Annotated in this window: 14 protein-coding genes; 5 read left to right on the top strand and 9 right to left on the bottom strand. The window is 63.6% G+C overall.

The features are described 5' to 3' along the window. Positions 1-662 precede the first annotated feature (662 nt). The 7 genes from ACLTXB_RS01350 to ACLTXB_RS01320 form a co-directional block, all read right to left on the bottom strand. Positions 663-1,919: an acetyl-CoA C-acetyltransferase gene (locus tag ACLTXB_RS01350; RefSeq protein ID WP_021751364.1), complete on the bottom strand. Its 1,257-nt coding sequence runs from the start codon at positions 1,917-1,919 to the stop codon at positions 663-665. Between the two features lie 292 nt (positions 1,920-2,211). Next, positions 2,212-3,291 (bottom strand): peptidylprolyl isomerase, encoded by a 1,080-nt coding sequence (locus ACLTXB_RS01345; protein WP_287554596.1) that lies wholly within the window; start codon positions 3,289-3,291, stop codon positions 2,212-2,214. Positions 3,292-3,406: 115 nt separating this feature from the next. Then, positions 3,407-6,931 (bottom strand): transcription-repair coupling factor, encoded by a 3,525-nt coding sequence (gene mfd, locus ACLTXB_RS01340; RefSeq protein WP_412260828.1) that lies wholly within the window; start codon positions 6,929-6,931, stop codon positions 3,407-3,409. Between the two features lie 268 nt (positions 6,932-7,199). Next, positions 7,200-7,787 carry an aminoacyl-tRNA hydrolase gene (gene pth / locus ACLTXB_RS01335; protein ID WP_136891393.1) on the bottom strand — a complete coding sequence of 196 codons (588 nt, stop codon included), beginning with the start codon at positions 7,785-7,787 and terminating at the stop codon, positions 7,200-7,202. A gap of 102 nt (positions 7,788-7,889) precedes the next feature. Then, positions 7,890-8,849 (bottom strand): ribose-phosphate pyrophosphokinase, encoded by a 960-nt coding sequence (locus tag ACLTXB_RS01330; protein ID WP_276897316.1) that lies wholly within the window; start codon positions 8,847-8,849, stop codon positions 7,890-7,892. Between the two features lie 73 nt (positions 8,850-8,922). After that, on the bottom strand, positions 8,923-9,939 hold the full coding sequence (locus ACLTXB_RS01325; protein ID WP_249390665.1) for a glucosamine-1-phosphate N-acetyltransferase: 1,017 nt from the start codon (positions 9,937-9,939) through the stop codon (positions 8,923-8,925). Between the two features lie 38 nt (positions 9,940-9,977). Continuing rightward, positions 9,978-10,289, bottom strand: a complete 312-nt coding sequence (locus ACLTXB_RS01320) for a hypothetical protein (RefSeq protein ID WP_428226071.1) — start codon at positions 10,287-10,289, stop codon at positions 9,978-9,980. Between the two features lie 75 nt (positions 10,290-10,364). On the opposite strand from ACLTXB_RS01320, the gene ACLTXB_RS01315 reads away from it, so the two are divergent. The 5 genes from ACLTXB_RS01315 (at position 10,365) to ACLTXB_RS01295 (ending at position 15,871) form a co-directional block, all read left to right on the top strand. Continuing rightward, entirely contained in the window at positions 10,365-10,856 is a 492-nt protein-coding gene (locus ACLTXB_RS01315; protein WP_036629967.1) for a tRNA (cytidine(34)-2'-O)-methyltransferase, read from the top strand. Positions 10,857-11,082: 226 nt separating this feature from the next. Further along, positions 11,083-12,276: a phosphoglycerate kinase gene (locus tag ACLTXB_RS01310; protein ID WP_412260831.1), complete on the top strand. Its 1,194-nt coding sequence runs from the start codon at positions 11,083-11,085 to the stop codon at positions 12,274-12,276. A 446-nt stretch (positions 12,277-12,722) separates the two neighbouring features. Next, positions 12,723-13,496 (top strand): triose-phosphate isomerase, encoded by a 774-nt coding sequence (gene tpiA / locus ACLTXB_RS01305; RefSeq protein ID WP_276895500.1) that lies wholly within the window; start codon positions 12,723-12,725, stop codon positions 13,494-13,496. A 47-nt stretch (positions 13,497-13,543) separates the two neighbouring features. Next, on the top strand, positions 13,544-15,061 hold the full coding sequence (gene gpmI, locus ACLTXB_RS01300; RefSeq protein ID WP_287554589.1) for a 2,3-bisphosphoglycerate-independent phosphoglycerate mutase: 1,518 nt from the start codon (positions 13,544-13,546) through the stop codon (positions 15,059-15,061). Positions 15,062-15,169: 108 nt separating this feature from the next. After that, positions 15,170-15,871: a M23 family metallopeptidase gene (locus ACLTXB_RS01295; protein WP_021748678.1), complete on the top strand. Its 702-nt coding sequence runs from the start codon at positions 15,170-15,172 to the stop codon at positions 15,869-15,871. Positions 15,872-15,923: 52 nt separating this feature from the next. Here the strand turns inward: ACLTXB_RS01295 and ACLTXB_RS01290 are convergent, their stop codons facing one another. Further along, positions 15,924-17,315: an MATE family efflux transporter gene (locus ACLTXB_RS01290; protein ID WP_036631364.1), complete on the bottom strand. Its 1,392-nt coding sequence runs from the start codon at positions 17,313-17,315 to the stop codon at positions 15,924-15,926. 132 nt (positions 17,316-17,447) lie between these two features. Next, positions 17,448-18,572: a peptide chain release factor 2 gene (gene prfB, locus ACLTXB_RS01285; RefSeq protein WP_021751408.1), complete on the bottom strand. Its 1,125-nt coding sequence runs from the start codon at positions 18,570-18,572 to the stop codon at positions 17,448-17,450. Between the last annotated feature and the right edge of the window lie 193 nt (positions 18,573-18,765).

The following is an 18,765-nucleotide window of genomic DNA, read 5'->3' as shown; positions in this document are numbered from 1 at the left end:
TTTTATGGAAGTTAGAATTACCGAGAAATACGAGATCACACAAAGTCTATGAGGACTGCAACACCTACAAAACCGGCGATATTTGAATTGATTACCATTAGTGTTGCAAAGATGAGAAGCATTGAACGCTGAACCGTCAAGCGATTTTTTGCCCGCTTGCTAATTGCTTGCTAATTACGGCCCCCCAAAATGGCCGTGATTAGCAAGAAAACGTGGCAAATTGTGAGTGATGGGATTTGAAAAAAGTGAGTGTTTGCAAGGGTTCTTGAGGTGTTGTGAGTGCCCGTCACAACCACGCCGGGCCTTCTCCTAAGCGGTAGGCCACCAGTTAGAGTCTGGTCAGGGGTGCCAAGTCAGCCGCTGTAAGCCAGTTTTCGGCTTACAGCGGCCTTCTTATCCGTTCCACCGCATTCCAGCGGCTGCCAGGTGCCTTTCATAGCGCGGTCTCTGTAAAAACTCCGGCTGATGTGCGATCCGCAAACTGCTTGGGCATCCTCTCAGGCCGCCTCCAGGCGCTTTTATACCCTCGTCCTCCTGCCGTTCTGCTGGATGGCGGCCCTGCGGCACGCCGCTTCCCGGCACAAAAAAAGAGGCGCCCCCGGCTAATGGCCGGGGACGCCTTTTCACATTCAGCGGAGACGGTGCTCTGCCGGAAGATCAATTCAGCACTTCTCGAACACGGTGGCAACGCCCATGCCGCCGCCGATGCACAGGGTAGCCAGGCCCTTCTTGGCCTCGGGCCGCTTCTGCATCTCGTGCAGCAGGGTCACGATGATCCGGGCACCGGACGCGCCGACGGGGTGGCCCAGGGAGATGGCGCCGCCGTTGACGTTGACCTTGCTCATGTCAAAGCCCAGCTCACGGGCCACGGCGATGGACTGGGCGGCGAACGCCTCGTTGGCCTCCACCAGGTCGATATCGTCGATGGTCACGCCGGCCTTGGTCATGGCCTGACGGGAGGCGGGCACGGGGCCGACGCCCATGATCTTGGGATCCACGCCGCCCTGGCCCCAGCCGATCAGCTTGGCCATGGGCTTCAGGCCGTACTTCTCCACAGCCTCACCGGAGGCCAGCACCAGTGCGGCGGCGCCGTCGTTGATGCCGGAGGCGTTGGCGGCAGTCACGCGCTGCTGACCCTTGTCGTCGGTCTCCTGGATGCCGGTGGGCTCAAAGGTGTGGACCACCTGGGGATTGGGGGACTCGGGCCCCACGGGGAAGGCGCCCTTCAGCTTGGAGATGCCCTCGGCGGTCACGCCGGCACGGGGGAACTCGTCCACCTTGAACTCCACGATGTCCTTCTTGACCTTCACGGGCACGGGGACGATCTCAGCCTCGAACTTGCCAGCCTTCTGGGCGGCCTCGGTCTTCTGCTGGGAGGAGGCGGCGAACTCGTCCATCTCCTTGCGGGTGATGCCCCAGATGTCCGCGATGTTCTCAGCGGTGGTGCCCATGTGATAGTTGTTGTAGGCGTCCCACAGGCCGTCCTTGATCATGGTGTCGATCATCTGGGTGTGACCCATCCGGGCGCCGTAGCGGCCGGTGGGAACGGCGTAGGGAGCGGCGCTCATGTTCTCAGTGCCGCCGCAGACAACCACGTCGGCGTCGCCGGCCAGGATGGAGCGGGCGCCCTCGATCATGGACTTCATGCCGGAGCCGCAGACCATGCCCACGGTGTAAGCGGGGACGGAATAGGGGATGCCGGCCTTGATGGAGGCCTGGCGGGCCACGTTCTGGCCCTGGGCGGCGGTCAGGATGCAGCCAAACATGACCTCATCCACCTGCTCGGGCTTCACGCCGGCACGGTTCAGAGCCTCTTTGATGACGATGGCACCCAGATCGACGGCAGGGGTGTTCTTCAGCGCGCCGCCAAAGGAACCAATCGCGGTTCTGCAGCAATTCACAACATAGAGCTCTTTCATGATCTTCCTCCGTTTTTATAAAAATATGGGATTGGCAGCTCCGACGGCTCTTCGTCAGGCGCTGCCGCAGACGCCAATCACAAGTTGAGGGTGGCGGCGAGAGTTTGTCAAAAGGAAAACATGATTGCCAAATTTTTGACAAATGCTCATACACCAACCGCTTGCTGATTTGATTATACTGGGTTTTCCCTGCCCCGTCAATGCAAATTTCTGTGAAATTCGAAAATTTGTTAAAACTTTATCAAAACCTCTGCGAATTTCGTCATTTTGCCAAAATTGGCACAAACACCCATCAGGCAACCTCTCCGCCGGAGGCATCCAGCTCCGCCCGGGCGGCGATGAGCTCGTCGTAAAACCGGCTCACATCCAGGTCCGCATAGGTGCGGGTGGTGGAGATGTCCGCGCTGTCCGCCGCAGCCTGGAGCAGGGCGTCGAAGTAGTCCGGGGCCACGGCCTCCAGGTCCACGGGCTTGCGCAGAATCAGGTAGAAGCCGTCATCCGCCTCCACCACGCCGCTGAACTGGCCCTCCTCCAGGGCCTGGGCCGCCTCCTCGCAGGCGGCGGGCAGCGTGCCGTCCCCCATAGTGAAGGTGTATCCGGACGGATGCTGGTCCCGGTCCGTCTCATCGCTGTAAGTGGCGGCCAGGACGGCAAAGTCATGGGCAGGGTCCGCGCTGCCGTTCAGCTTGGAAAATGCCTCCTCCGCCCTGGCCCGGCAGGCGGCCACGGCCTCCGCGTCCGCCGGGTCCACAGCGGCGGTGGAGAGCCAGATGTGGTCCACGGTGAGGTAGCCCTGCTCCTGGGCAAAGGTCTCCAGGTCATGCTCCGCGGGGGCCAGCTCGCTGCCCTCCGTGCAGTAGAGGTCGTACAGGTGCTCATAGAGATAGTAGTCCCCGGAGATGGCCTCCGCTTCCGCCCGGTCCAGCCCCATGCGGGCCAGCACAGCCAAATAGGTCTCCTCCCCGCCGTACTGGGCCGCCCGGGCCGCCCACTCCCGGTCCATGGCAGTCCGGTCCTCGTCGGTGAGGGTGCAGCCGTAATCCTCCGCCCAGGTCTCCACTGTGGCGTACAGGGCGGCGTTCTGCAGCGCCTGGTCCTTGGCGTAATCCTCCAGGCTCTGGCCGGAGACAGTGTCCCCCCACTGGATCCCCTCCCCGCTGTCGTAGTAGTCGGCAATGTAGTCGCAGGCGTAGGCCAGCCAGTAGAGGTATCGCTGGGCGGACACGTCCCGCCCGTCCACGGACAGCAGCACAGTGTCCGGACGGATGCCGGACGCCTCGCAGAGAAGTCCCCCCTCTGTGTCTCCGCCCCCGCAGGCGGTGAGAGAGATGGCGGCCCCCAGGGCCAGGCAAAAAGCGATGCATCGTTTCATCACGGTTCTCCTTTGTCATTCCTCGCAGATTCCGTGGAAACGCCCCGCACAGGACAGGCGGGGGACGTCCCACCGCCACCATCCTATGCGGGGCATGGCAAAAACATGATGAAACTTACGGGGTCCCGCCCGCGGCCTCCTCCGCGGCCAGCTTCAGGTCCTCCACCAGGTCCCGGGCGGCCTCCAGCACATCCTCCCCGGGCTTGAGCTTCAGGGTGAGGGCAGGGATCTCCCCCGCCGCCAGCGTCAGCCGCTGGCGGTACTTGGCGTGGCCGCACACCGCCACCAGGGCCTGTGGGTGGAACACTCCCAGCTGCAGCCGCAGGAGGCTGCCCTTCTGGGAGATATCGGACACGCCGGCTTTGGCCGCGGCAGAACGCAGCAGGGCCACGTCCAGCAGGGCCAGAACGGACTTGGGCGCCTCGCCGTAGCGGTCCAGCATCTCGTCCAGCAGATCCGAGGCGTCCTCGTCCGTGCGGATGGCGGCGATGCGGCGGTACAGGTCCATCCGCTGTTCCGCCGAGGGGACGTACCGGTCCGGGATATGGGCGTTCACCGTCAGGTCGGCGGCACACTCCGTCTCGATCCGCTTCTCCTCGCCACGCTCCTCCAGGACGGCCTCCTCCAGCAGCTTCAGGTACAGGTCGTAGCCTACGCTCATGAGATACCCAGACTGCTCCGGCCCCAGCAGGTTCCCCGCGCCCCGGATCTCCAGGTCCCGCATGGCGATCTTGAAGCCGGAGCCGAACTCCACATACTCCCGGATGGCGGCCAGCCGCTTGGCGGCAGTCTCCTGGAGGATCTTGCCCCGGCGGTAGGTGAGATAGGCATAGGCCCGCCGGGCGCTGCGGCCGATGCGGCCCCGGATCTGGTGGAGCTGGGCCAGCCCCATCTTGTCCGCGTCCTCGATGATGAGCGTGTTCACGTTGGGGATGTCGATGCCGGTCTCGATGATGGTGGTGCAGACCAGGATGTCCGCCCCCCCGTCCACCATGGCCTGCATGACGGAGGACAGCTCCTGCTCCGTCATCTTCCCGTGGCCGGTGACGATGCGGACCTCCGGCCCCAGCATCTTCTGGAGCCGGGCGGCGGTGGCGTCGATGCTCTCCACCCGGTTGTGGAGGTAGTATACCTGGCCGCCCCGGCCCAGCTCCCGGCGGACGGCATCCTCAATGATGGCCCAGTCGTGCTCCAGCACATAGGTCTGCACCGGCTGGCGGTCTGACGGAGGCTCTTCCAGGGTGGACATATCCCGCAGGCCCGAGAGAGCCATGTTCAGTGTCCGGGGGATCGGAGTGGCGGAGAGGGTCAGCACGTCCACCTGGCGGCTCATCTCCTTCAGCCGCTCCTTGTGGGTGACGCCGAACCGCTGTTCCTCGTCGATCACCAGCAGGCCCAGGTCTTTGAACGCCATGCTCTTCTGCAGCAGCTTGTGCGTGCCGATCAGCAGGTCCACGCCGCCGTTTTTGGCGGCCTCCAGGATCCGCTTCTGCTCCCTGACGGGAGTGAAGCGGGACAGCACCTCGATCTTCACTGGAAAGTCCCGGAACCGGCTGACAGCGGTGGCGTAATGCTGCTGGGCCAGGACCGTGGTGGGCACCAGAATGGCGGCCTGCTTCCCGTCCAGGATGCACTTCATCACGGCCCGGAGTGCCACCTCCGTCTTGCCGTAGCCCACGTCGCCGCATAGCAGCCGGTCCATAGGCCGTGGCTTCTCCATGTCCGCCTTGATCTCCGCGATGCACCGCAGCTGGTCGTCGGTTTCGGTGTAGTCAAAGGACTCCTCAAATTCCCGCTGCCAGGGGGAGTCCGGGGAGAAGGCGAAGCCCGGCCGCTTCTGCCGCTCGGCATACAGCGCGATGAGGCCCCTGGCCAGATCCTTGGCGGCCTTCTTGGCCTTGGTTTTCTGCCGGGTCCACTCGGCGCCCCCCAGCTTATTGAGCTTGGTGCGCTCGGTGTCCTCGCCTCCGCCGATGTACTTGCTCACCAGATCCAGCTGGGTCACGGGGACGTACAGGCAGTCCCCGCCGGCGTAGTCGATCTTGATGTAGTCCTTCTCCACGCCGTCCACCGGCATCCGCTGGATGCCCACGAACCGACCCACGCCGTGGTGCTCATGGACCACCAGGTCTCCGGGGGACAGGTCGGTGTAGGACTGGAGCTTCTGCCGGTTGGAGTCCTTCTTCACCCGCTGGCGCTTGCGCATGGCCGGGGCCGTCAGCTGGCCCTCTGTCAGCACCGCCAGCTTCAGCGCCGGCCACTCGCTGCCGGCGGACAGGGCCCCCAGGGAGAGGCGCACCTCCCCCGCCGCAGGCATGGCGGCGCCGCTTAGATCCAGGGTGGCCGGGATGCCCTTCTCCTCCAGCAGCCGGTGGAGATTCTTCGCCCGGGTCTCCCCACCGCAGAGCACCAGCACCGCGCTGCCGGAGGAGCGGTAGTGCTCCAGATCCGTGACGGCGGTCTCCAGGCTGCCGCCGTAGGAGCTGAGCTGCTTTGCATTCATGGTCAGGAGGCCCCGGGGCCGCAGGGGGTGCCGGGAGGTGGGCAGAGAGTCCTCCAGGATCACGGGGAAGTCCTCCAGCGCGGCGTACAGTTCCTCGGCGGTGAGGGTCAGATGGGCGTACTCCCCCGCCAGCACCCCGGCGGACAGCAGCGCCTCCACGTCCTGCTTCTGCTGGAGGACCGTGTTCTTCACCCGCTCGTCCACCCGGCCGCTCTCACTGAGGAACACCACCGCGTCCGGAGGCAGGTAGTGGACCCCGGCGGTGACAGTCGGATAGATGGCTGCCAGATACCGGTCCGCCGCCCCCGGGGCCGCGCCGCTGCGCAGCCGCTCCGCGTCCTCCCGCAACGTTTGGACGATGGCCTCCGTCTTCTGCTTTTTCGCCAGCTTCTCCGCCAGGGCGGTCAGCTGGTCCGCAAGACCGGGCAGGCCTCCGGGGGCGCAGTGGGGCAGCACCTCCGCCGCCGGCAGGATCCGAGCGGAGGACACGTTCCGGGTCCGCCGCTGGGTGCCGGGGTCGAAGGCGCCCATGGAGTCGATCTCATCGTCAAAAAACTCGCACCGCACCGGCTGGTCCATCAGGGGAGAGAACACGTCCAGAATGCCGCCCCGCAGGGCGAACTGGCCCACGCCCTCCACCTGCTCGCACCGGGTATACCCGGCGGAGAGCAGTTGCTCCGCCAGCGCGCCCAGCTCTGCCTGCCCCCCCACCTCCAGGGTGATGGCCAGGGACCGCAGGGTCTCCGGCGGCAGGGTCCGGGCCATGAGGCCGTCCGCGGTGACCACCACTACCGGCGCGTCCCCTTGGGCCAGGGCGTACAGCGCCGCCAGACGGCTCCGCTCCCAGTCCCGAGAACCCACGGCCCCGGGGCGGAACTGCCACTCCCGGCCAAGCAGGGTCACGGGGCGGCGGCCCGTCAGGGTCTCCAGATCAGCGGAGAGGACCTGGACCTCCCGCTCGTCCCCGCAGAGGAACACCGCCGGACGGCCGCAGGCTGCCGCCACCGCCGCGCCCACGCAGGCCCGCTGCACCGGCTGGAGGCCGCTGACCGCCGCGGGACAGCCGCCCTCCTCCACCCGGCGGATCAGCTCCGCCGCCTCGGGGATAGTCTGCAATTGTCTCAGAAACTGTTCCATAGGATGTGGTCCTTGTCAACATGAAAAATTGGGAAGACTCTCTGGGCGCCGGGCCGCTTCCGGGCGCATGGCCCGGTGGGCGTTCTCCGCCCGGCGCCTGTTTGGAGGCAGGGGCTGTAAAGCGGATGGACATGATTCTCCCACCCAGGTCATATCCACCGGCACGATCCGGGAAAATGGATCCGTCCTTAGTGTATTCCCCTTTACCGGGCGCCATGCCCGGCGGCAAAAAGAGGCGCGGCGAGCCGCCCTATTGGACGGCCCTCATTCAATTGAAGTCATTCATGGCCTTCTGACAGCCATGTTCAATGATACATTCCGCCGCGTCGATGGCCCGGCGGAAGCTCTCCACCAACACCTTCCGCTCCGCCTGGGAGGGCACGCCGATGACCCAGTCGATCATGTCGCCCCCTTCGCCCGGCGCGCCGGTGCCGATCTTGATCCGGGGGAAGTCCTGGGTCCCCAGGTGGGCAATGATGTTCTTGATGCCGTTGTGCCCCCCGGCGGAGCCGGTGGGCCGCACCCGCAGCTTCCCCACCGGCAATGACACATCGTCATAGATCACCAGCACGTGGTCGGCAGGGATCTTGTAGAACTGCACCGCCTCCCGCACCGCCTCGCCGGAGAGGTTCATATACGTCTGGGGCTTCATCACCAGGCACTTGGACCCGGCGAAGGGGATGATGTTATAGGCGGATTTGAACTTGACCTTGTTCAGCTTCACCCCCGCCTGCTCCGCCAGCAGGTCCACGGTGAGAAAGCCCATGTTGTGGCGGGTGTGCTCATACTTGGCCCCGGGATTTCCCAGGCCCACCACCAGCCAGTCCACGGCGGCGGATTTGGCGCCTAACAGCATGAAAAAAACTCCTTTGCAACGTCAGCCAAGGCGGGAAAGTTCCCTTCCCCGCCTTGACCAGTCCATTATTGATACGCAGAAATGCCGGAGCTCCGCCGCTTCTCAGCGGAACAGCTTGGAGATGGAGATCTCCTGGTAGATACGCTCGATGGCCTCTGCAAACATGGGGGCCACCTGCAGGTATTTGATCTTGCTGCTCTTTTTGGGATCAATGGCGGGGATGGTGTCCAGCAAGGCCAGCTCGGTGATGATGCTGTCGTTGATCCGGTCAATGGCCGGGCCGGAGAGCACGCCGTGGGAGGCGCAGGCCTGGACGCTCTTGGCGCCGCCCACCTCGATCAGGGCCTTGGCGGCGTTGCACAGGCTGCCGCCGGTGTCCACCATGTCGTCGAAGAGGATGCAGTCCTTGTCCCGCACGTCGCCGATGACGTTCATGACCTCGCAGCTGTTGGCCTTCTGCCGGCGCTTGTCCACGATGGCCAGATTCATGTGCAGCTTCTGGGCAAAGGCCCGGGCCCGGGACACAGAGCCCACGTCGGGAGAGACCACCATCATGTTCTCGCACTCGGAGCCGTACTTCTTGGCGTAGTAGTCCACAAAGATGGGGTTGCCCGCCAGATTGTCCACAGGAATGTCGAAGAAGCCCTGGATCTGGGAGGCGTGCAGGTCCATGGTCAGCACCCGGTCCGCGCCCGCGGCGGTGAGCATGTTGGCCACCAGCTTGGCGGTGATGGGGTCACGGGCCTTGGCCTTGCGGTCCTGCCGGGCATAGCCGTAGTAGGGGATGACCGCGGTGATGCGGCCGGCGGAGGCGCGCTTCAGCGCATCGATCATGATGAGCAGCTCCATGAGATTGTTGTTCACCGGGGTGCAGGTGGACTGGACCACGAACACGTCGCTGCCGCGGACCGTCTCGTACAGGGAGACGAAAATCTCCCCGTCGGAGAAGGTACCGACCTCCGCCTCGCCCAGTTTGGTTCCCATCAACTTGCAGATCTCCTCCGCCAGCTTCGGATTCGCGTTGCCGGAAAACACCTTGATGTCCTTGCCGTGAGAAATCATTGTTTGAACGCCCTCTTTCTATGTTCTGAATGTTCTTGGTTTCTGTCAGTAGGATCGATCAGCCGAAGGAGCATCAGTGCTCCTGCCCGTACAGCTTCCGCCGCCGTTTGGCCCACCCCTCCTTGTTCTCCTGCTTGGCCCTGGCCACGGCCAGCGCGTCCGCGGGCACATCCTTGGTGATGGTGGCACCCGCCGCGATATAGGAACCCGCGCCCACAGTCACCGGCGCCACCAGATTGGTGTTGCAGCCGATGAAGGCGCCGTCCTCAATGGTGCAGCGGTACTTCTTCACGCCGTCATAGTTGGTGGTGACGGTGCCGCAGCCGAAGTTGACCTTGCGGCCCACGTCGCTGTCCCCCACATAGGTCAGGTGGGAGATTTTGGTGCCGTCACCGATGGCGGAGTTCTTCACCTCCACAAAGTCGCCCACCTTGATGTCGTCCCCGATGGCGCAGCCGGGGCGCACGTAGGCAAAGGGCCCCACGTGGGTGCGGCTGCCGATGGTGCTCTCGTTCACCTGGGAGGCATTGATCTCTGTCTCATCGCCGATGACGCAATCCCGCACCACGGCATTGGGACCGATGGTGCAGCCGCAGCCGACGGCGGTCTCCCCCCGCAGGATGGTGCCGGGCAGGAGCATGGTCCCCCGGCCGATGGTGACCCGGGGGTCGATATACACCGCGTTCGGGTCCAGCACCCGGACGCCGGCGCGGATGTGCCGCCGGACGATCCGCTCCCGGAGCAGGGGCTCCAGCTCGGCCACGGTCTCCAGACTGAAAACCGGCACCCAGCCGGGGATCAGCTCCGCCGCGGAGACGGCATTGGTCATCTTCTCCTGCCAGACCGCCTGGAGCTCGTAGCCGGCGGCGCCGTAGACAAAGCCGGGGCCCGCCTCCTCCATGGGAAGGGCGGCCCGGACAAACACGGCCACCGGGTCCGGCGTGTTCAAAAAGTCCAGCAGCTCGCTGTGTTGCTCAGAGATGGTCACGTCTGCGTCCTCCGGGAAGCAGGCGCGGACCTCCTGGGCAAAGCGGGGGCTGGAGACAGCAAAAAACCGCTGCACGCCGTCGGCCAACAGCTTGTCACTCATCCATTTTAGGATCGGGCAAAATAACACGGCTTCCAGCATCAGCGGTTTGGAGTGCGCCGGGAGGGAGGAGTCCTCTTCCAGAAAAAACACGGCGCGCTGCGGAAAATCCATGGGTTTTCTCCTCCTTGTTCGTTCGTATTTTTTATTATAACAAATATCTTGGGAAAATCCAGTATTTCCGGCGAATTTATAAAAGAAATTTCCTCCAGATTTTTCTTGTGCAGGGACGTTTTTTTGTGGGAGGCAACAGATCCGCTCCTGCGGCGCCCCCTCCTTCTGTCATTTCCGGCATTTTGCAGAAATCCAGCCGGATTTGTCGTGATTTTTTCTAAAAATCCGGTTTTCTTCACACATTACAGTTGAATTTGCCGGGGCGACGCGGTACAATGTGTTTTGACTGCATGAAAAGAGGGGGACAGCTGTCTATGCTTCATATCGTACTGGTGGAGCCGGAGATCCCACAGAACTGCGGCAATGTCGCCCGCACCTGCGCCGCCACCGGCAGTCAGCTGCACCTGATCCGCCCCCTGGGCTTCGACATCTCGGAGAAGGCCGTCCGCCGCGCTGGCTTGGACTACTGGAACCTGGTGGAGGTTTTTGATTACGAGAATCTGGAGGACTTTTTCCGCCGCCGCCCCGAGGCGGAGCGGGACCTGTGGCTCACCACCACCAAGGCGCCCCGGTCCTATCAGGAGGCCCAGTTCACCGCCGACAGCTGGCTGTTCTTCGGCAAGGAGACCGCCGGGCTGCCTCTGGCTCTCCGGGAGCGGTACCGGGACCGCTGCGTCCGCCTGCCCATGGTCAGCGAGGCCCGCAGCCTGAACCTGAGCAACACCGTGGCCGTCTGCGTCTACGAGGCGCTGCGGCAGAACGGGTTTCCGGGCCTGCTGGGAACCGGCGAGATGACCTGGGGCTGAGCCCCGCCGGGCGGCGCCGATTCCGCTGGGGAGGCCCGGCTGCTTTTGCAGGGCGCGGAGCGGCCTTGCATTGCAGGGGGGCGGCCGGGGGTGAATTTCCATCCTTCGGTCCATACTAGTCCCTGAACGCGCTGACACCGCCGCCGAACGCCTCTGCGGCTTCGGCTGCGTTGGAATGAATCATGAGGAATCCAATGGAACGAGATCAGATAGGAGGACATCTCAGATGAATACCCATAAAAAGACGGTCCGGGATGTGGAGGTGCGGGGCAAAAAGGTCCTGCTCCGCTGTGACTTCAACGTGCCCCAGGACAAAGAGACCGGCGCCATCACCAGTGACAAGCGCATCGTGGCGGCGCTGCCCACCATCCAGTATCTGCTGGAGAATGGGGCGGCGGTCATCGCCTGCTCCCACCTGGGCAAGCCCAAGAACGGCCCCGACCCCAAGCTGAGCCTAGCCCCGGTGGCGAAGCGCCTCAGCGAGCTGCTGGGCCGGGAAGTGATCTTCGCCCATGACGTAGTGGGCCCCGACGCCCAAACCAAGGCGGCCGCCCTGCAGCCGGGACAGATCCTGCTGCTGGAGAACACCCGCTTCGAGCCCGGCGAGACCAAGAACGACCCGGAGTTGGCCAGGAAGCTGGCCGACATGGCGGATCTGTATGTGTCCGACGCCTTCGGTGCCGTGCACCGGGCCCACGCCTCCACCGCCGGCGTGGCGGCGTACCTGCCCGCTGTCTCCGGCTTCCTGATCCAGAAGGAGCTGGAGTTCCTGGGCGGTGCCATCGCCGATCCCAAGCGGCCCCTGGTGGCCATCTTAGGCGGCAGCAAGGTCTCCTCCAAGATCGGCGTCATCAACAACCTGCTGAACATCGCCGATACCATCATCATCGGCGGCGGCATGGCCTATACGTTCTCCGCCGCCCAGGGCGGCAAGGTGGGCGACAGCCTGCTGGAGGCCGACTGGGAGAGCTACGCCAATGAGATGGTGGAGAAGGCAAAGGAGAAGGGCATAAAGCTACTGCTGCCGGTGGACACCGTCTGCGCGGACGCCTTCGCCCCCGACGCCAAGAGTCAGGTGGTGAAGGCCGGGGAGATCCCCGACGGCTGGCAGGGCCTGGATATCGGTCCGGAGACGGTGAAGCTGTACTGCGGCGCCGTGGCGGACGCGGGCACCGTCATCTGGAACGGCCCCATGGGTGTCTTTGAGTTCCCGGCCTTCGCCAAGGGTACTGAGGCTGTGGCCGAGGCCCTGAGCCGTACGGACGCCATCACTATCATCGGCGGCGGCGACAGCGCGGCGGCTGTGGAGCAGCTGGGCTACGCCGACAAGATGACCCACATCTCCACCGGCGGCGGGGCCTCCCTGGAATTCCTGGAGGGTAAGGAACTGCCCGGCGTGGCCTGCCTCCTTGATCAGTAAGCTGCTGTGCCGCCGATCCACCGTTGCGGCATTGCGTTTCCCGGTTCCTCCCGGAGCCGTCAATCGCGCCGCTGGAATTTTTGGAGGGCAAAGAGCTGCCCCGCGTGGCCTGCCTCCCGGATGCTTAAAGAGGGGGACTGTGTCCCCCCTTTACATTCCTCCTCACCAATCTGCGGACTGGTGACACCGCCCAGGGCGGCTGAGGCAAAGTATTTTCGCCACGCACGCCCTGAGGCGAAAATGAATTTGAATGTTGCGGCCGCTTGCGGCGGCCGCGCCGAATCCGTCCCCAAACGCGCTTCATTTGACTTGACAAACGGGCTGGAATTCTGTATAAAAAAAAGGGCCTTTCGGGGAAAATGCCCTGGAAACGGCCAAAACCTGCGCATCAGATCGCGGAGAACGCGATTGCGGATAGATGAAGACATAAAGGAGAAGAGATCACCATGAATCGCAGATATCGCAAAACGGTTATCGCCGGAAACTGGAAAATGAACATGACCGCCACTGAGACGAAGAAATTCGCCGAGGGACTGAAGAAGATCATGCCCCGGGCCAAGTGGTGCGACACCCTGATCTGTGTCCCTGCCTGCAACATTCAGACCGCCGCCAAGGCGTTCAAGGACCTGCGGATCTCCGTGGGCGCCGAGAACGTGTATTTTGAGGAGAAGGGCGCCTACACCGGCGAGATCTCCGCCGACATGCTGAAGGATCTGGGCGTGAAGTACGTCATCGTGGGCCACAGCGAGCGGCGGCAGTATTTCTGCGAGACCGATACCACCGTCAACAAGAAGGTCCACGCCGTGCTGAACGCCGGCATGAACCCCATCATCTGCGTGGGCGAGAGCCTGGAGCAGCGGGAGACCGGCATCACCGACGAGTGGATTGCCCTTCAGGTGAAGAGCGCCCTGTACGGCGTGCCCGCCGACAAGCTGCGCCGCTGCATCATCGCCTATGAGCCCATCTGGGCCATCGGCACCGGCAAGACCGCAACTGCCGAGCAGGCCGGCGAGGTCTGCACCAACATCCGTGCCACCATCCGCAGCCTGTACGGCGCCCGGGTGGCCCGCAGCGTCACCATCCAGTACGGCGGCTCCATGAACCCCAAGAACGCGGCGGAGCTGCTGGCCCAGCCGGACATCGACGGCGGCCTGATCGGCGGTGCCGCCCTGAAGCCCGACCAGTTCGTGGACATCATCAACGCAGCCAACCAGGAGTGAGCTCCGGCAGAGCGGTTTTGTGAGAAAGCGAGCGAGACGAGATTTCAATGAACAAAACACCAACAACCCTCATCATCATGGACGGCTTCGGCCTGCGGCAGGAGACGGAGGGCAACGCCATCCGCGCCGCCGCCACGCCCCGGCTGGACCAGTTTTTCCGGGAGTATGCCCACACCACGCTCCGGGCCTCCGGCCTGGACGTGGGCCTGCCGGACGGGCAGATGGGCAACAGCGAGGTGGGTCACACCAACATCGGCGCCGGCCGGGTGGTGTTCCAGGACCTGCCCCGGATCACCAAGGCCATTGCCGACGGGAGCTTTGATGAAAATCCCGCCTACCGGCACGCCATGGACGCCTGCCTGGAGAAGGGCACGTCCCTGCACCTGATGGGCCTGCTGTCCGACGGCGGCGTCCACTCCCACCTGGAGCACCTGTTCGCCCTGCTGCGGCTGGCGAAGCGAAGGGGCCTGGAGCATGTGTATCTCCACGCCTTTCTGGATGGGCGGGACGTATCCCCCACCTCCGGCGCAGACTTTGTGGCGCAGACCGTGGCACAGTGCCGGGAGATCGGCGTGGGCAGGATCGCCACGGTCATGGGCCGGTACTATGCCATGGACCGGGACAAGCGCTGGGACCGGGTGGAGGCGGCTTACGACGCCATGGTGTACGGCGAGGGCGCCGTGCAGAATCCAGACCCGGTGGCCGCGGTACGGGAGTCCTATGACCGGGGCGTCACCGACGAATTCGTGGAACCCGTGGTCTGTGATGCCGAGGGCACCATCTCCGACAATGACAGCGTGATCTTCTTCAACTTCCGGCCCGACCGGGCCCGGGAGATCACCCGGACCCTGGTGGACCCGGAGTTCGACGGCTTCACCCGCCAGTTTTTCCCCGTGACCTTCGTGTGCAACACAGAGTACGACGCCTCCATGCCCAATGTGGAGGTGGCCTTCCCCCGGGTGACGGTGCGCAATGGCCTGGGGGAGTATCTCAGCCAGATGGGCATGACCCAGCTGCGGATCGCGGAGACGGAGAAGTACGCCCATGTGACCTTCTTCTTCAACGGCGGGTCTGAGACTGTGTTTCCCGGTGAGGACCGGGTACTGGTGCCCTCCCCCAAGGTGGCCACCTACGATAAGCAGCCGGAGATGAGCGCGGCGGAGGTGACGGACAAGTGCGTGGAGCGCATCGAGTCCGGCGCCTATGACGTGATCATTCTGAACTTTGCCAACTGCGACATGGTGGGCCACACCGGCGTCTATGACGCGGCGGTGAAGGCCGTGGAGACCGTAGACAGCTGCGTGGGCCGGGTGGTGGACGCCACACTGAAGATGGGCGGCATCGCCATGATCACCGCCGACCACGGCAACGCCGAGCAGATGGCGGAGCCGGATGGCAGCCCTATGACCGCCCATACCACCAATCCCGTGCCTTTCATTCTCTGCGGCGCGGGGACCGAACTGCGCCCCAATGGCCGCTTGGCGGACATCGCCCCCACCATGCTGGACGTGATGGGCCTGGCCTGTCCAGAGGAGATGGACGGCAAGACGCTGATCGTGAAGTGACCAATTTCTGAGAGAAAAGAGACCGCTTTCCAGCGGTCTCTTTTTGTATAATTCCTGGAAATCCTGCCCATACTTCCCTCAGACCCAAGATCGAGGGAGGTATGATACATGGCAAATAAAGTCAAATCCCTGCTGGGCGGGCCAGGCTTTTACGCGGTCCTAGCCCTGTGCGTCCTGGCGGTGGGCGTGGGCGGCTACTTTCTGCTGTTTGGGGAACCGGCCCAGACGGAAGCGCCCACCGGCCCGGACACGGCAGCCTCCGCACCGGTGGAGGACCTGCCGGAGCACGAACCGGTGGTGGAGACCGTGCCTCCGGAGGAACCGGAGGAGGAGACGGAGCCCGTCGTCATGCCGGAGGTGACCATCCCGGTGGATGACACGCCCGTGGTGGCAGAGGAGCCCCATGTGGTGGTCCTGCCCATCCAGGGAGAGGTGCTGACGGCATTCTCCGTGGACCAGCTGCTGTACAATGAGACGCTGGACGACTGGCGGACCCACGACGGGGTGGATATCGCCGCGGCGGAAGGCGATGCCGTCCTGGCCGCCTGCGCCGGGACGGTCTCCTCCATCACCGACGATCCCCTGATGGGCACCACCGTGGTGATCCAGCACAGCGGCGGCTATGAGACCACCTATGCCAATCTCCAGGTGGAGCCCGCCGTGGAGACGGGCGACACGGTGTCCGCCGGGCAGACCATCGGCGCAGTGGGAACCACCGCCGCGGCGGAGGCCGCCCAGGGCGCCCACCTGCACTTCTCCGTTGCAAAGGATGGGGAAGCTGTGGACCCGGACGCATTTCTCAACAGCTGACGCAGCAGCGGCGGAACGGCAAAGGCCGTTCCGCCGCTGCTTTTCTCTGGAGTCAGGCCGCCCGGCTGCCGATCCGCTCGGCAACGGCCCGCATGGTCCGGCGCAGGAAGATAGCGCTCAGTACCAGGGACACCAGTTCGGAGATGGGGAAGGCCAGCCACACCAGCGTCAGGACGCCGGTGTGGGACAACAGCCATGCCACCGGCAGCAGCACCACCAGCTGGCGGCACACAGAGGTAATCAGACTGTACAGCGGGTTGCCGATAGCCTGACACACGGAACCGGCAATGATGTCGAAGCCCGCCAGCACGAAGGACACGGAGATGATCCGCAGAGCCACGGAGCCGATGGAGAGCATCTCCTCCGAGGCGTTGAAGAACATCAGCAGCTGCTGGGGGAAGAGCTGGAAAATCAGGCATCCCACAGCCATGATGGCCATGGCGGTGCAGATGGTCAGCTTGATGGTCCGCTTCACCCGGGGCAGGCTGGCGGCGCCGTAGTTATAGCTGACGATGGGCACCATGCCGTTGTTCAGGCCGAACACCGGCATGAAGACGAAGCTCTGAAGCTTGAAGTATGCGCCGAACACGGCGGTGGCCGTCTTGGTGAAGGAGAAGAGGATCTTGTTCATACCGAACACCATGGCGGAGCCGATGGACTGCATGACGATGGAGGGGAAGCCCACCCGGTAGATCTCCGCCGCCACCTTGCCGTGCCAGCGGATCTCCCGGGGCAGGATGTGGATGTCCGGATTGCATTTGAGGTTCAGCACCAGGGCAGCGGCGGCAGCCACAATCTGCCCTGCCACCGTGGCAATGGCGGCGCCGGCCACCTCCATCCGGGGCAGGCCGAACCAGCCGAAGATCAGGATGGGGTCCAGCACGATGTTGATGAGGGCGCCGGTAAGCTGGGTGCACATGGCCAGGAACGTGCGGCCGGTGGACTGCAGCAGCCGCTCAAAGCAGAACTGGCTGAAAATACCGATGGAGCAGCCCAGGCAGATGGAGGCGTAATCCACGCCGTAGTCGATAATCACCTGTTCTCCCCCGGCCTGCAGCTCAAAGAAGGTCCGGGAGAAGAAGATGCCGATCAGGGCGAATAGCGCGAAATTGCACAGGGCCAGAAAGATGCCCGTGTTGGCAGCCCGGTCCGCCATGGCCTGATTCTTCTCTCCCAGGGACCGGGAGAGGAGCGCGTTGATGCCCACAGCGGTGCCTGCGCCGAAGGCGATCATCAGGTTCTGCAGGGGGAAGGCCAGGGACACGGCATTCAGGGCATCCTCGCTGATCTGCGCCACGAACACGCTGTCCACCACATTGTAGCAGGCCTGGACCAGCATGGAGATCATCATGGGGACCGCCATGTTGGTCAGCAGCCGTCCGATGGGCAGCACGCCCATCTTGTTCTCCTGGGGCGCCGCGCCCTGGGGGAATTTTTCTGCCATGGAAATTCCAACATCCTTTCTCATTCAGAGAGACGTGACACGGGGACCACCCCGCGCCACGTCTCATATTTTGATTTCTCTATTAGGTTGCGGCTCCGGAAAGCCGGGCATCCGGAAGGATGCGTGGACGATTTATTTTTTCAGCTCACCGGTGGCCAGCTGAGTGAGATACGCGTTGATGAAGCCGTCCAGATCGCCGTCCATAACGTTGTCGATGTTGCCGGTCTCATAGCCGGTGCGGGTGTCCTTCACCATCTGGTAGGGCATGAACACATACGAGCGGATCTGGCTGCCCCACTCGATCTTCATCTGCACGCCCTTGATATCGGAGATCTTCTCCGCGTGCTGCTGCTGCTTCAGCTCCACCAGCTTGGCCCGCAGCATCTTCATGCAGTTGTCCTTGTTCTGAAACTGGCTGCGCTCCTGCTGGCTGGCCACCACGATGCCCGTGGGCTTGTGGATGAGGCGCACGGCGGATGAGGTCTTGTTCACGTGCTGGCCGCCGGCGCCGCTGGCCCGGTAGACCTGCATCTCAATGTCCTCCTCCCGGATCTCCACCTCGTCGTCATCCTCGATCTCGGGCATGACCTCCACCGCGGCAAAGCTGGTCTGCCGGCGGGCGTTGGCATCAAAGGGAGACACCCGGACCAGCCGGTGGACGCCGTTCTCACTCTTCAAAAGGCCGTAGGCGTTGTCCCCCTGGATGGCAATGGACGCGGACTTGATGCCCGCCTCGTCGCCGTCCTCATAGTCCAGGATCTGATAGGTGAAGTCGTGGCGCTCCGTCCAGCGGGTGTACATCCGGTAGAGCATCTGGGCCCAGTCCTGGGCCTCGGTGCCGCCGGCGCCGGCATGGAAGGTCAGGATGGCGCTGTGGCCGTCGTACTCCCCAGAGAGGAGCGTGGCCATCCGGGACTCCTCGATCTTCTCCTCCAGGGTCTGGAAACCGGACTTCAGCTCTTCCAGCAGCTCCTCATCCTCCGCCTCCTGGCCCATCTCGCACAGGGCCGTCAGATCCTGCCACTCGGTCACCAGCTTGTCCTGGCGGGCGATCTTGTTCTGCAGCTGCTTGAGGCGCTGCTGCACCTTCTGGGATCGCTCCAGGTCGTTCCAGAAGCCGTCCTGGGCGGTCTCGTCCTCCAGCTTTCGGGCCTCTGCGCGGGCGCTGTCCATGTCCAGCGCGGCGGAGAGCTTCTCCAGCTCGGGCCCCAGGTCCCGGAGCCTCTGCTTATATTCGTCGTATTCGATCAAAGCCATGTGCTCTCTCCACTTCCTCAAATTTCATTAGCCATAGTATTATATCGGAGGAACGTTTGTTTGTAAAGAAAAACCCGTAAAAAAACGGAAAATCCCGGGCCGTCTGTGTATTTCAGGGGACAATTTCGTTTTCCAGGATGCGGCCGGACCGGAATCTTTTTTCCCGAATGGCGAAAAGTTCATAATTTGTTCA

The organism is Flintibacter sp., from assembly GCF_046973065.1.
The sequence above is the reverse complement of the archived record's forward strand: the minus strand, read 5'-3'. Positions and strand labels throughout refer to the sequence as shown.